Genomic DNA, 12,860 nt, shown 5'->3' with positions numbered 1-12,860 from the left:
GGCCGGGCGCTACTCCACCGCGCAGCAGGCGCGGCGGAGTGCCTTCGATGCAGCCATCAGAACGCGTTGATGCCGGTCAGCTCGCGGCCCACCACCAGCTGATGCACCGTCTCGGTGCCTTCGTAGGTGATGACCGATTCCAGGTTCAGCGCATGGCGGATCGGGCAGTACTCGGTGGTGATGCCGGCGCCGCCGAGGATGTCGCGCGCTTCGCGGGCGATATCCAGCGCCATGCGCACGTTGTTCCACTTGGCCAGCGAGACCTGGGTCGGCTGCATCTTGCCGGCATCCTTGAGACGGCCCAGCTGCAGCGACAGCAGCTGCGCCAGGGTAATGCGGCGGGCCATGTCGGCCAGCTTCAGCTGCACGGCCTGGGTCGCCGCGATCGGCTTGTTGAACAGGATGCGCGTCTTGGAATACTCGGTCGCCTCCTGCAGGCAGGCGATGGCCGCGCCGATCGGGCCCCAGGTGATGCCGTAGCGCGCCTGGGTCAGGCAGCCCAGCGGACCCTTCAGGCCTTTCACATTGGGCAGGCGGCTGGAATCCGGCACCCGCACGTTGTCGAAGAACAGGCCCGAGGTAACCGACGCGCGCAGGCTCATCTTCTTGTGCACTTCCTGGGCGACGAAGCCCGGCGTGCCTTTTTCCACAATGAAGCCCTGGATGCCTTCCTCGGTCTGCGCCCAGACAATGGCGATATGCGCCAGATTGCCGTTGGTGATCCACATCTTGGCGCCGTTGATGACCCAGTCGCCGCCGTCGCGCTTGGCGTGGGTCTTCATGTTGGCCGGGTCGGAACCGCCGTGCGGTTCGGTCAGGCCGAAGCAGCCGATGACCTTGCCCGCCGCCATCTGCGGCAGCCAGCGCTGGCGCTGCTCTTCGCTGCCGTAGGCGTAGATCGGGTACATGCACAGCGAGGACTGCACCGAGGCGAAGCTGCGGATGCCCGAGTCGCCGCGTTCCAGTTCCTGGCAGATCAGGCCGTAGCTGACCGCGTTCATGCCGGCGCAGCCGTATTCGGTCGGCAGCGAGGAACCGAGCAGGCCCAGTTCGGCCATTTCCGGAATCAGGTCGAGGGGAAACACGCCCTTGTCGAAGCAATCGCCGATGATCGGCAGCACGCGCTCGTCGGTGAAGCGGGCCACGGCGTCCTGCACCATGACTTCCTCTTCGGACAGCATCGAGCGGATATCGTAGAGATCGTAGGGATTGAGCGTGCTGGCGGCCATGGGAGTTCCGGGAGTCGAGGCGGGACAAAAGGTGACTCGGACAGCGCGTAACGCAGCGCCATTTTCGAGCGGCCCGGCATTCTAGCGACGCCTCCGGCAAACTTCACCCGCGCAGGCATTGGCCCCATCGATACGCGCAATAGTGGCGCCTTGTTGGCACCACGCTCCGCGCTTGCCGGCGCCGGCCGTGCCCTGGCCGCGATGCCTGCGTATGATGCCGGCTGCGCCATTCGTGTCGAAAGCAATGCAGGTACCCATACTCACTTACCACGGCGTCAACATCGCCGGCAACGATTACGACGGCAACGACCATGTCGCCTTTGCCGCCGATCTGGAACTGATCCACCAGCTGGGCCTGCGCATCGTGCCGGTGCAATGGGTGATCGACCGCCTGCTCGGCCGCAGCGAGCGCGACCTCAACGGCTGCGTCGCCCTGACCTGCGACGACGGCAGCAATTTCGACTATTACGACCTCGACCACCCGGTCCACGGCCTGCAACAGGGGTTTTTCAGCGCCCTGCTCGACTTCCGCCGCCGCCACGGCCGCGACGCCCAGCCCGACCTGCACCTGACCGCCTTCGTCATCGCCGACCCGGCCGCGCGCGCACGCATGGACACGGCCTGCCTGGTCGGCCGCAACTGGATGCAGCAGGAATGGTGGCGCCCGGCCCAGGCCAGCGGCCTGATCGGCATCGAGAACCACAGCTGGGACCACAACCACCCCTGCCTGGACAGCCCCGGCCCGCACGACCTGGCCCGCGGCGATTTCTTCGCCGTGGCCAACGAAGCCCAGGCGGAATTCGAGATCGAACAGGCACAGCGTTACATCGCCGCACAGATCTCGCCGCAGGTGCCGCGCCTGTTCTGCTATCCGTTTGGACATGTGAACAGTTTCCTCAAGGACGACTGGCTGCCGCGGCGCGGCGAGCAGGTCGGCCTGGATGCGGCCTTCGGCGACGGCGCCGTGCCGGCCAGCCTGCACAGCGAACGCTGGAACGTGCCGCGCTACATCTGCGGCTGGCATTGGAAGACGCCGGATGCGCTGCGGGAGATCCTGGCGGCAACCCTGGGGTAAGCCGCGAGGCATCCCGAACGTCGCGGTTTTTTCGCAAGGACGCACACCGACGGTTTCGCCTTGCCGGGCAATAAAAGCGGCGAGACTTCTCCGGCCTCGGCTTTTATTGCGAGAACACCTCAACGGCCGGCATGCGCCGATGCCCACCCCGACGAATGCGCCATTTGCCGTATTGTCGCCAGCGCTTTTCGCCTCAGAACGCCCCCAGCGCATGCACCTTGGCGACCAGCGCGCGCTTGTGATTGTCATGCAGCGGCTTGTGCCAGTTCACGATCACATGCTCGTGCGGCGTCTGGACAAAGCCCGCGGCAAGCGCCACTTCCAGCGCCCGCTTGTCGCCGCAATGGCCAAAGAACGCGTCGCAGCAATCCGCATATTTGCGAAATGCATATTTCAACAAGTAGAACCACAGCCCACCTGCCGCACGCAGCGCTTCGCGCTGTTCGGGCAGCATCAGGCGCGCCGTGTCGCCGTCGGTGCACGATCCGCCAGAAAGGTATACATCGCCGAACGGCATCATGTGGGAAAAGCCCGCCAGGTGCAGGCTGCCAACCGGTGCGCGGTACAGGCCGACCACATGGCGCGGAATATCCGGCGGCGGATGCCCGAACTTGCGCCGGAACAGGTCGCCGACCAGGAAGTCGGCGTGATCGAGTTCGGTGATGGTAATGAAGCCCTGCAGTTCCGCCGGCAGGATTTCGCGTGGATCGAAGTGTTCACCGCTGCGCATGCGCCATCTCCTTGGTGCAATTCACTGTCAAAACGGCATGAAGCTCTTGGCCTTGGCGATCAGCTCGCGCTGGCGCCGTGGCGAAAGCTCGCGCTGCCAGCACACCAGCAGATACGGCACACCGGTTTCGACAAAGCCGAGCTTGGGCGTGGTCTGCAGCGCGCGCGCATCGCCGCAGCAGGTAAAGATGGCCTCGCAGCGCGGGCCCCAGCGCTCGAAACCGTAGCGCAGTGTGGCCAGCATCAGGCCCCCGTATTCCTGCAACTGTGCGCGCGTGTCGTCAGGCAGGCTGCGCAGCAGGTCGCCGTCGGTAGCGGCGCCACCGGCCAGGAAAATATCGGCGCAGTCGGTGAAGTGCACATAGCTGGCCGGTACGAAACTGCCGTCGTCACGGCGCAGGAAGGCCACGACGTGATGCGGAAAATCCGGCGCCGACGCCTTGTAGTTACGCTGGAACAGCGCCTCGGCGAACGGCGGCCCCTGGTCGACCTCGGTAACGTGGAACTGCGACGCTAGATTCATGGCAAAGCCCGGAAGCACAGCGCGCGATGGTCGCATTGCCGCCGCGCCAGCTCAACCGGCCGGCTCAGCGCGGCGCGCAGGTGTTGTACATGGCCTCGCCCTGGCGCTGCGCGGCAGCGCGGGATACCTCGTCCAGTTCGCGCGCCAGGAAATCGAAATCCTCGCGCAGGCGGGCAGCCAATTCGCCATGCTCGTTCGTCGCGGCTGTCTCGCGCCACAGGGCATCGGCGGCAGCCGCGCGGGAAATAGCGTATGCCTGCGCATTGCCCGCATCAAACAGGATTTCGCTGTTGCCTGCCTGGTAGCGCAAGGCGCCGGGCACGCAATGCGTCATGGCCTCGGCCATGAAACGCCGCGCCAGTTCGCGCCGGCGCAGAATTTCCTCGATCTGCTCGGCCACTGCGTTCGGCTCGGCCACGCCATAGTCACCCATGGCCTGCTGCACATAGTCCAGCTGCGCCGGCCCATAGCCCATTTCGCCGGCACGCTGCAGCCAGTCCAGCGCACTGGGCGCGCCCGCGGGCACGATGGCGCACTCGTCCAGCCGGGCCTGCTGCTGCGCGACATAGTCGGCGCGTATCTTGCGGTAGCCCTCATCCGCATTCAGCGGCAACTCGCGCCCCTGCTCCAGTTCGATCGACAACTGCAATGCCTGCCGGCGCTCCGCGGTACAAAAATACAAACGTGAAGCCAGCTCGTGCATCGCCTCGACATTGCCGGACTGCGCCAACTTCACCAGCTCTGCATAGACCTGTGTCAGCGGCGCGTGCCGCGTGCGTAACGCAGCCGGCAGACTCGACGGCAACAGTGGCGGGGGCTGACTGAGCGCAACAGGCACCGGCGGCGCTGCCGCCACGGCAGGCGGCGCAACAACGGCAGGCGTCGGCGCTATCGCAACGGGCGGCGCTGTCTGCCCGGCGCGCCAACGCCACATTACCAGCGCGGCCAGCACAACGACGGCCAACAGCAACGCGTAGTGGCGCGGCTTCATCGTCCAGCTCCTTGGCTGCAGCAACGCTGCCACAAGGCCAGGCCTTGCTGCCGCGCCTGTTCGCGCTGTGCCGCATCCAGCGGCTGGGCCAGCGCATCGAGATACAGCTCGCGCTGCCGCGCCGGCCACTGCCTGCCCTGCGCGGTGAGACTGTAGGCGTAAGCGTCGGTATAGGCGGCCGGCGAATTGCGCGGCAGCACGCCGCCCTCCGATTGAATCTCCGCCCGCAGCTGCAAAGCATCGGCATTGCCTGCCGCAATCGCCTGGGCCAGATACGTCACGGCGCGGCGCTTGCGCTGCAGCACCTCATCGGCATGGACCAGCATCGCCTTGCCGTCGTCGAAATCCTGATAAGTGAACCGCACGTAGTCGAGCATGGCCTCGATACGCCCCGCATCGGCGGCCTGCTGCAGCCAGGCGATGGCAGCAGGCTGGTCATCGAACGTCACCGCACCCGCCAGTCCGTGGCAGCGGCTTTCCAGTTCGCGCTGCGTATCCTGCAGCACCAGCACCAGCAGCTCGGGCGAAATCGGCCTGCCGCCGAGCACCGGCACTTCCACGCCGGTAGCCAGGCCATTGACGACCAAGTCTTCGATCTCCTCGACCGTGCCGCCGTGGTAATTCACACAGGTGGCCAGCACGCCGCCCAGCTCTGCCGCGGCGATGGCATCGCCAGCGCGGGCACTGCGTTCCAGCTCGCTGCGCCGCTGCGCGAAAGCCACGGCGGTGGCAGTGGCCTCGGCGGGCACAGCAGCACGCGTCCTGGATGCCGGCGCCTTGGCCTCAGTAGCCGCTACTGCCGGCGGCCTGACCGCCGGCAAGGTGAACGCCGGTACCGGCTTTGCCAGCGCCTGCGCGGGCGGCGCAGGCCGGTCGGCAGCAAACCAGGCGAGCGCCAGCAGTGCCGCCACGACCAGCAGCAGCCACAGCAGATGCCCACGCCAGCCGCCGCCGCGCTTCAGCGCCGCACCTCGTTGGACACACCGTGCGGCACATGGCCGGTGGCGACATGGCGCCGCGCCGATTCCACGTTCTTGCGCGAATCGTCGAAGAAAATATCCGCGCCGAACGCTTCGAGGAACGGCCCCTTGTCGCGCCCGCCGAGAAACAGCGCCTCGTCGATACGCACGCCCCAGGCGCGCAAGGTAAGAATCACGCGCTTATGTGCCGGCGCCGAACGCGCCGTGACCAGCGCCGTGCGAATCGGCGAATTCTCCAGCGGAAACGCACTCTGGATGCGATGCAAGGCATCGAGGAAACCACGGAACGGACCACCCGGCAGCGGCAGCGCCGCGTTCTCGCTTTCGTGCCGGTGAAACGCATCCAGCCCTTGTTCCTGCGACACGCGCTCGGACTCGTCGCCGAACAGCACCGCGTCGCCATCGAAAGCGATGCGCAACTGTTCCGACGCCTGGCTCGGCGCCTTGGACGGCAATATCGTCGCCGCCGCCACGCCGGCCGCCAGCGCATGCGCGACATCTTCCGGATGCGCCGACAGGAACACGTCCGCCGCAAACGGCTGCACATAGGCATGCGTCGGCGCACCGTTAGTGAAGGCCGCGCGCTCGATGGCCAGGCCGTAATGCTCGATCGCATTGAAGATGCGCAGGCCGGTATCGGCCGAATTGCGCGACAGCAGAATCACCTCGACCCGCGGCGCACTGCCACCCGCCTCGTTCAGTCGCAGCAGCTTCTGCACCAGCGGAAACGCGATACCCGGCGGCAGCAGCTCGTCTTCGTGCTGCATCTGGTACCGGCGGTAGGCATCCAGCCCTTCGCGTTCGAACAGGGCATGGCTGTCGCTGAGGTCGAACAGCGCGCGTGAAGAGATGGCGACGACGAGGCGGTCGTCGGTGGTATCGGTTGCGACGATGTCGGAGGGGGTGTTCATGCCCCGGAGTGTAACGGGTTGCCCCGACAGCCGAGAGGCTGCCGGGAGGGCTGATATCTAGAGCCGGACGCCCACGAGGGAGCGTCCGACCGTTCCCTTCAACGCTGCATCAACGCGTCGACGCCAGTGGCTTCTGGAAATCCAGCACCTGCCGCAGCGCAAGCGCGCCGTGTGCGGGAATCGTCATCTGTTTACGCGGCGCCAGTGTCGTCGCGCTACTCAGCACCATTGCCGGGAAAACTCGCCGCCCTCCGATTAGCCCGACTTAAGAATTTCCGACCCTCGCAGCTGCAGCCGAGCTACGACAGTCCGGAGTGCAGAAGACGGCTCTTCCGCGAGGTCAACATAGATGACTACAAGTTTTTCCAGGCTCTCCGTGTAGATCATAAAGAGCACGCAGCCAAACCCTTCCAGCTCAGCCGCCGCCCACTCGTACGGCCCAAGATCATCGCGATCGGACCGAAATTTCAGACCGAAGCGCTCCTCGACCTCATCCACACTTAGCGACAGCTCACACAGACCTCGAAACATCCCGCTTGGCCAGTAGGGCATGTCGACCTGAGTCAGTTTCATAGCTCACAAACAACCGTTGCCAGAACGCAAGGAATTTGCGCCAATCTTCTTCGTTGGATGCAACCAGTTATTGATTTTCATACTGTCTGTGGGCATTCGAAAAAAATGGACCGTAGAGCGAACCGGACATGGCGTTGGCTGTGACCGACCAGCGCACGCGAGGAAATCGCGACAAAGAGGCGGTCATCGAGGGTGTAGTTTTCAACCGCTTTGGCAGGAACGTTCATAGAGGACCCGTTTGGCCTGGCCTGGCGGTGCACGAATGCAGCGGCGCCAAGAAAAAAGGGGCCGCTTCGCCCCTTTTTTCACATCGCTTCATTCGATGCAACAACGATGACTACGGTTCGATATCGTCAGCGAAAATCTTCTCCGCCTTGTTCACCGCCGCCAACACATCGATCTGGCCATACCCCTGCACCGGATTGGGAAAAGTGGTCGCCGGAATACCGCCGCAAACCTGGGTGCTCGACGTCAGAGGCACCGCCGTGGAACGGAGCAATGCGGCCACGGCAGCCGGATTGCCGCGCAGCCCCGGATTGGCCTGCATCACCAGCGCTACAGCGCCGGCCACGTGCGGCGTTGCCATGCTGGTGCCGCTGAGGCTGGTGTAGGCCGTGTCGCTGCTGCGCGTGATCGACCGCACGCTGGAGCCGGGGGCGATCACGTCGGGCTTGACCTGGTTAGCACCAGTAACCGGGCCGCGGCCGGAGAAGCCGGACATGGCATCGCTCTGCGTGGTCGAGCCGATGGTGAAGACATTGTCGTAGGTGCCGGGTGCATCACCGATGGTGCCGCAGGCGGAACCGTCGTTGCCGGCGGCCGCGACAAACATGATGCCGCCGCTGATCAGGTTCTCGATCGCCTCGCGCGCTTCCTGGCCGGTGGTGCAGCCCTCGCTGTCGGGACAGCCCCAGGAATTGCCGATCACATCGGGCGCCAGGTCAGGATTCGGGTTCGCACCCGTCAGGTCGGTCGGTGCCAGCAGCCACTGCGCGCATTCGTTGTAGGTGGCCGGCGTGCCGGCACCGGCATTCATGTTGCGGCAACCCACCCACTTCGCGCCGGGCGCGACGCCCACCTGATTGGTGACGCCGTCGTCGCCGAGCATGGTGCCGACGGTGTGCGAGCCATGGCCATTGTCGTCGCAGGGCTGCGGCGAATCGGCCGGACAACTGCTGTTGACCGCGTGGATGGCGTCATGCCAGTTGTAGTTGTGATTGGCGACGGCGCCGTCCCAGCCGCGGTATTTGGCCTTGATCGCGTTGTGGGTCCAGCGGATGCCGGTGTCCTGGCCGGCGACGACGATGCCCGCGCCGGTGATGCCCAGCGCCCACACCTGCGGCGCCTTGATCTTGTTCACGCCCCACTCGATCGCGTTGGGCGCTTGCGGCTGCGGTTGCAGCGCTTCGCTCTGCTGCGGCATGCGCAACTGGATCGGCGCGTTGCTGGCGATGCGGGCGATATCGCTGCGCGCGGCCAGCTCGTTCACCTGCGCGGCCGTCAGGCGCGCCTGGATGGTGTTGACGATCCAGTACGGCCGGTAGGCCACGCCTTCCGCATCGAGCCAACGGCGCAGGTCGGCCTGCGACACGTCCGCCGTGGTACGCAGCAGATCGACCAGGGCACGGCGGCGCTCCAGATAGTTTCCGTCGGTGCGCAGCAAATCCTTGGATGCTTTCGCCTGCAGCACGATCAGCGTATCGACGCTGCCGCTGCGCGCGGCTTCGGCGGTGACAGCGCTATCGATCTGAGCGGCCTGGATGACAGACGCGGAACACGCGGCCGCCAGGGCGAACGCGATATGGCAGGACAAGGAACGCAATGGACGATTGGCAAGATGCATCGGTAACTCCCCAAAAAGTAGTCGGACGCCCGCGCGTCGAAACGAACTTCCGACTCCCCTGTCAGAGATCCTCGTCCACGGCCACCAAGCCGTCAGCGCAACGCGCAGGAACGGCAACAATGCCACCGTGGGCGAGCGTATGGAAGCTGAGCCGCCGAATGGGGCGGCGCCTTTGCAGGCGTGGCACAGCTGCGTCGATGGCGCGGCACTGCGCCTGCAGGACGTTTTCCGCAGCGGCCCGGTTTCCGCCGGAAGACTCCGCCTGTCAGCCCTGCAGCGGCCACGAAAAAGGGACCTCGCGGTCCCTTTTTCGTGGCCTGGCAATGCGCACTACGCCGAGACTTACAGCTCCATATCGTCGGCGAAGATCTTCTCGGTCTTGTTGAACGCGGCCAGCACGTCGATCTGGCCAGTGCCCTGCACCGGATTGGGAAAGGTCGTCGACGGAATACCGCCGCAGCTCTGCGTGGTAGTCGTCAGCGGCACGGCAGTGGAACGCAGCAGCTCGGCCACGGCGGCCGGATTGCCGCGCAGGCTGGGATTGGCCTGCATCAGCAGCGCAACGGCGCCGACCACATGCGGCGACGCCATGCTGGTACCGGTCTTGTTGCCGTAGCTGGTATCGCTGCCGATGGTGACCGAACGCACCGTGACGGCCGGTGCGATCACGTCGGGCTTGTTGTTGGCGCCGGTGCCGCCGCCGACCGGAACAGGGCCGCGGCTGGACGAAGCGTACATGGTGTCGTTGGACGCCGAGCCGCCGATGGTGAAGACCTGGTCCAGCGTGCCCGGCGGGCTGCCGATCGTGCTGCAGCCGCCGCCGTCGTTACCCGCCGAGGCCACGAACATGATGCCGCCGCTGACCAGGTTCTCGATCGCCTCGCGCACTTCCTGGCCGGTGGTGCAGCCCTCTTCCACCACGCAGCCCCAGGAGTTGTTGATCACGTCCGGAGCCAGGTCGGGATTCGGGTTCAGGCCGGCCAGGTCGGTCGGCGCCAGCAGCCACTGCGCGCATTCGTTGTACGTTGCCGGCGTACCGGCACCGGCATTCATGTTGCGGCAGCCGATCCATTTCGCGCCGGGCGCCACGCCGACCTGGTTGGTCGTGCCGTCATCGCCGACGACCGTGCCGACGGTATGCGAGCCGTGCGAATTGTCATCGCAGGGCTGCGGCGAATCGGCCGGACAGCTGGCATTGGCCGCGTGGATGGCGTCATGCCAGTTGTAATTGTGGTTGGCGGCAACCCCGTCCCAGCCGCGGTACTTGCCCTTGATGGCGGCGTGGGTCCAGCGGATGCCGGTGTCCTGGCCCGCAATGACAACACCCGCACCGGTGATGCCCAGCGCCCACACCTGCGGCGCCTTGATCTTGTTCACGCCCCACTCGATCGCGAACGGTGCCAACGGCTGTGGCTGCAGCGCTTCGGTGTGTTCCGGCAGGCGCATCTGCACCGGTGCATTGCTGGCGATGCGGGCGATATCGCTGCGGGCCGACAAAGCCTGCAGCTGCGCCGGGGTCAGGCGCGCCTGGATGGTGTTGACGATCCAGTACGGCCGGTAGGCCACGCCTTCCTCGTCCAGCCAGCGGCGCAGATCGGCCTGCGACACCTCGGCCGTGGTGCGCAGCAGATCGACCAGCGCGCGGCGGCGTTCGAGGTAATTGCCGTCGCTGCGCAGCATCTCCTTCGAGGCCTTGGTCTGCAGCACGATCAGCGTATCGACGCTGCCACTGCGCGCGGCTTCGGCCGTCACGGCGCTGTCGACCTGGGCGGCCTGGATGGCGGAAGCGGAACACGCCATCGCCAGGGCGAGCGCGATCTGGCAGGGCAAGGTACGGAGTGGACGATTGGCAACACGCATGACTAACTCCCCAAATAAGTGATCAGACACCGGCGCATCGAAACGAAGCCCTGACTCCCCTGTCGGGGACTTCATCCACGGCTATCCGGCCGTCGGCGCTATACGCAGGAACGGCAACAATGCCAGCCCTGCAGGGCGGATGGAAGCTAAGCCGGCGAACGGATGCCCACATGCGTACAAACGATGAGAAACACCCAATGCCGCCGCGTCAGACGCGCGGTAGCCGTTTAGGCAGCGGCGAAACGCCGGTCTGCACCCATTCGATTTCGTCGTCGTCGAGATCCAGAGCCGCCTTCAGCACTTCAACGGCGTGGGCCAACGGATGCCCACCGTCGACGTAGATCGTCAGCCAGGGGCTTTCCAGCTGCGGCAGGTGCTCGAAGCAGAGCGAACCGAAGCCCTCTATGTACGCCGGGGCCTGCTCACAGGGATGATCGCCCGGTCCGGGATTGTCGAACAATACGAACACCAGGCCATAGCGCCGCTCCATCTGGTTCATACAGCGGCGTATCTGCATCAGCGGCCAGTCGTAGCCGGGAAAGTCGCAGGACTTCGCCGGCTGCAGCGTCCATGCCGGCCGAGAAAAGAATCTGTCCAAAATTCAAATTTCACGCGACTCAACCAGTATCCGGCCTTCGAGGTTGTGCTGGGGATCGACCATCGACGAAGGGGCGGCGCGCATGACGAACTCCTCAACGAATGACCAGACACCGGCGCATCGAAACGAAGCTCTGCCTCCCCTGTCGGAGACTTCGTCCATGACTACCCCGCCGTCGGCGCACTACGCAGCAAGGGCGACAATGCCAGCACGTAGAAACATAGGGAATAGCACTAATGCGCGGAAGACACGCAGGTCAGGTACAAGCCTGGCCTATCACCCAACGAGTGCGACCGCTGGGCAGCCCCTCTTCGCGACGGGCAAGCTGCCTCAGCGTGCGGACACCCCGCGCGCAATCTGCATCAGCTGTGCCGCGTCGCGCGACAGGATGGCGATGGCCTCGGCAAACGGCGCATGCGTGCGTGCGCCATGCGGCTCGATCTGCGCAGTGACCAGCGCATCGCTCATCGCGGTGGCGGCGTTGAGGCGGACCATCGCTTCGTCGAGCAGCGCGTTGCGCTGTTGCGGATTGTCGAGGGCGAGCGCGAACAGGACGGGCTGCGTTTCGCTGTTGTCGCCGGCGAGGGGGTAGAAGGATTGGTGGCTCATGGTGCGCTCCTGCCGCTGGCGAGAGGTTTTGAACCAGCCAGAGGTCTTCTGGCGAGGGACTTACGCCATGCATCGCGCTGCTGCAATTCGCCATCTGCCACGTTACGAACTGCTTCTAGCCCACTCTGAAAATTCACGACGACGAGATCGTCCGCCCCGCCCACGAAATCCGCAAAGACCGGCACGGCGGGTCAAGACCCGCCCTACAGACTCAATCGCTCAAGCCGATACGCCATCTCTTCCGCCACTTCCTTATCCTCCGAACGCGTAAATTCCCGGATCAGCGCAATGGATTCCGGCGTGTTGATAGCCGCCAACGCGTGGCTGAACCATTTGGCGATGACACCCGACTCCGAGAACGTGTAGTCGAACGGCTCAAAACCCCGCTCCAACACCTGGCGGATGAACGGAACACTGGAAGGGCTACCGAGCTGCTGTATCTCCCATGCCACTTTCTGGTGGAGCTCATGGCCCGTCATCAGAAGCAGCTGATTGAGGACGTCGACCCTGACCGATTCAGGCTCCACCGTCTGAACCGATTCCAGCACCTGCTCGGCGGCTTCCCGATCCAGGCAAGCAACAGCGGCAGCCATTTCCCCCAGCAGCTTCTGTAGCGCCGCGTCATGGGATGAATTCATGCGTTCGCTTCCTCTGTTATCCAACAGCTGGTACTGAACCCGTTCGTCGCCCGACCAACCTTCAAGGCCCCGTGGCACCACGCCTCGCCCGCTACTTCACGATAAGCCGCGCAATCCCCATCAACTGTGCCGCGTCGCGCGAAAGAACGGCAATGGCCTCCGCAAACGGCGCATGCGTGTGCGCAACGCGGGGCTCAATGTGCATCGTGAACCGCCCCGGCTTCCCCGGAGACTCCATCTCTTGAGAGGATGGAGCAATGAGCAAGTCAGCAAATTTTCCGAAGGAAGTGCGCGAGCGTGC

The 12,860-nt window shown here is 65.0% G+C and carries 15 protein-coding genes; 1 reads left to right on the top strand and 14 read right to left on the bottom strand.

What is annotated here, in order from left to right:
* Nucleotides 1-56 precede the first annotated feature (56 nt).
* Entirely contained in the window at nt 57-1,229 is a 1,173-nt protein-coding gene (locus DFR29_RS12400) for an acyl-CoA dehydrogenase family protein (protein WP_133818930.1), read from the bottom strand.
* Between the two features lie 244 nt (nt 1,230-1,473).
* Between DFR29_RS12400 and DFR29_RS12395 the strand changes: the two genes are divergently transcribed.
* Entirely contained in the window at nt 1,474-2,304 is an 831-nt protein-coding gene (locus DFR29_RS12395) for a polysaccharide deacetylase family protein (RefSeq protein ID WP_166654051.1), read from the top strand.
* A 193-nt stretch (nt 2,305-2,497) separates the two neighbouring features.
* Here DFR29_RS12395 and DFR29_RS12390 read toward each other — a convergent pair whose 3' ends face one another.
* The 13 genes from DFR29_RS12390 to DFR29_RS29660 form a co-directional block, all read right to left on the bottom strand.
* Nucleotides 2,498-3,034: a hypothetical protein gene (locus tag DFR29_RS12390; protein WP_133818928.1), complete on the bottom strand. Its 537-nt coding sequence runs from the start codon at nt 3,032-3,034 to the stop codon at nt 2,498-2,500.
* Between the two features lie 27 nt (nt 3,035-3,061).
* The gene (locus tag DFR29_RS12385; protein WP_133818927.1) at nt 3,062-3,556 is read right to left on the bottom strand and encodes a hypothetical protein; all 495 of its coding nucleotides are present in this window, start codon (nt 3,554-3,556) and stop codon (nt 3,062-3,064) included.
* Nucleotides 3,557-3,620: 64 nt separating this feature from the next.
* On the bottom strand, nt 3,621-4,547 hold the full coding sequence (locus tag DFR29_RS12380; RefSeq protein WP_133818926.1) for a hypothetical protein: 927 nt from the start codon (nt 4,545-4,547) through the stop codon (nt 3,621-3,623).
* Nucleotides 4,544-5,458 (bottom strand): hypothetical protein, encoded by a 915-nt coding sequence (locus DFR29_RS12375; protein ID WP_133818925.1) that lies wholly within the window; start codon nt 5,456-5,458, stop codon nt 4,544-4,546. Before DFR29_RS12375 ends, DFR29_RS12380 begins: the two co-directional genes overlap by 4 nt.
* A 47-nt stretch (nt 5,459-5,505) precedes the next feature.
* A complete protein-coding gene (locus tag DFR29_RS12370; protein WP_133818924.1) occupies nt 5,506-6,438 on the bottom strand; it encodes a 5'-nucleotidase in 933 nt (310 codons plus the stop codon).
* Nucleotides 6,439-6,693: 255 nt separating this feature from the next.
* Nucleotides 6,694-7,011, bottom strand: coding sequence for a hypothetical protein (locus DFR29_RS12365; RefSeq protein WP_133818923.1), 318 nt, complete (start codon nt 7,009-7,011; stop codon nt 6,694-6,696).
* Between the two features lie 337 nt (nt 7,012-7,348).
* Nucleotides 7,349-8,854: a S8 family serine peptidase gene (locus tag DFR29_RS12360; protein WP_133818922.1), complete on the bottom strand. Its 1,506-nt coding sequence runs from the start codon at nt 8,852-8,854 to the stop codon at nt 7,349-7,351.
* 342 nt (nt 8,855-9,196) lie between these two features.
* The gene (locus DFR29_RS12355; protein ID WP_166654050.1) at nt 9,197-10,714 is read right to left on the bottom strand and encodes a S8 family serine peptidase; all 1,518 of its coding nucleotides are present in this window, start codon (nt 10,712-10,714) and stop codon (nt 9,197-9,199) included.
* 208 nt (nt 10,715-10,922) lie between these two features.
* Entirely contained in the window at nt 10,923-11,213 is a 291-nt protein-coding gene (locus tag DFR29_RS12350) for a hypothetical protein (RefSeq protein ID WP_133818920.1), read from the bottom strand.
* A gap of 102 nt (nt 11,214-11,315) precedes the next feature.
* Nucleotides 11,316-11,474 carry a hypothetical protein gene (locus DFR29_RS29160; protein ID WP_166654049.1) on the bottom strand — a complete coding sequence of 53 codons (159 nt, stop codon included), beginning with the start codon at nt 11,472-11,474 and terminating at the stop codon, nt 11,316-11,318.
* A 168-nt stretch (nt 11,475-11,642) separates the two neighbouring features.
* Complete coding sequence (locus DFR29_RS12345) at nt 11,643-11,921, bottom strand: hypothetical protein (RefSeq protein ID WP_133818919.1); 279 nt, start codon at nt 11,919-11,921, stop codon at nt 11,643-11,645.
* 203 nt (nt 11,922-12,124) lie between these two features.
* Nucleotides 12,125-12,559, bottom strand: a complete 435-nt coding sequence (locus DFR29_RS12340; protein ID WP_133818918.1) for a hypothetical protein — start codon at nt 12,557-12,559, stop codon at nt 12,125-12,127.
* Nucleotides 12,560-12,650: 91 nt separating this feature from the next.
* The coding region (locus DFR29_RS29660) for a hypothetical protein (protein ID WP_208113588.1) at nt 12,651-12,860 on the bottom strand (210 nt) is incomplete at its 5' end.

Source organism: Tahibacter aquaticus, from assembly GCF_004363655.1.
Taxonomy (GTDB): Bacteria; Pseudomonadota; Gammaproteobacteria; order Xanthomonadales; family Rhodanobacteraceae; genus Tahibacter; species Tahibacter aquaticus.
The sequence above is the reverse complement of the archived record's forward strand: the minus strand, read 5'-3'. Positions and strand labels throughout refer to the sequence as shown.

Bases quoted from the DNA above. Each gene is read 5' to 3' on its own strand.
- DFR29_RS12400 (WP_133818930.1), bottom strand. From the start codon at position 1,229: ATGGCCGCCAGCACGCTCAATCCCTACGATCTCTACGATATCCGCTCG.
- DFR29_RS12395 (WP_166654051.1), top strand. From the start codon at position 1,474: ATGCAGGTACCCATACTCACTTACCACGGCGTCAACATCGCCGGCAAC.
- DFR29_RS12390 (WP_133818928.1), bottom strand. From the start codon at position 3,034: ATGCGCAGCGGTGAACACTTCGATCCACGCGAAATCCTGCCGGCGGAA.
- DFR29_RS12385 (WP_133818927.1), bottom strand. From the start codon at position 3,556: ATGAATCTAGCGTCGCAGTTCCACGTTACCGAGGTCGACCAGGGGCCG.
- DFR29_RS12380 (WP_133818926.1), bottom strand. From the start codon at position 4,547: ATGAAGCCGCGCCACTACGCGTTGCTGTTGGCCGTCGTTGTGCTGGCC.
- DFR29_RS12370 (WP_133818924.1), bottom strand. From the start codon at position 6,438: ATGAACACCCCCTCCGACATCGTCGCAACCGATACCACCGACGACCGC.
- DFR29_RS12365 (WP_133818923.1), bottom strand. From the start codon at position 7,011: ATGAAACTGACTCAGGTCGACATGCCCTACTGGCCAAGCGGGATGTTT.
- DFR29_RS12360 (WP_133818922.1), bottom strand. From the start codon at position 8,854: ATGCATCTTGCCAATCGTCCATTGCGTTCCTTGTCCTGCCATATCGCG.
- DFR29_RS12355 (WP_166654050.1), bottom strand. From the start codon at position 10,714: ATGCGTGTTGCCAATCGTCCACTCCGTACCTTGCCCTGCCAGATCGCG.
- DFR29_RS12350 (WP_133818920.1), bottom strand. From the start codon at position 11,213: ATGAACCAGATGGAGCGGCGCTATGGCCTGGTGTTCGTATTGTTCGAC.
- DFR29_RS29160 (WP_166654049.1), bottom strand. From the start codon at position 11,474: ATGGACGAAGTCTCCGACAGGGGAGGCAGAGCTTCGTTTCGATGCGCC.
- DFR29_RS12345 (WP_133818919.1), bottom strand. From the start codon at position 11,921: ATGAGCCACCAATCCTTCTACCCCCTCGCCGGCGACAACAGCGAAACG.
- DFR29_RS12340 (WP_133818918.1), bottom strand. From the start codon at position 12,559: ATGAATTCATCCCATGACGCGGCGCTACAGAAGCTGCTGGGGGAAATG.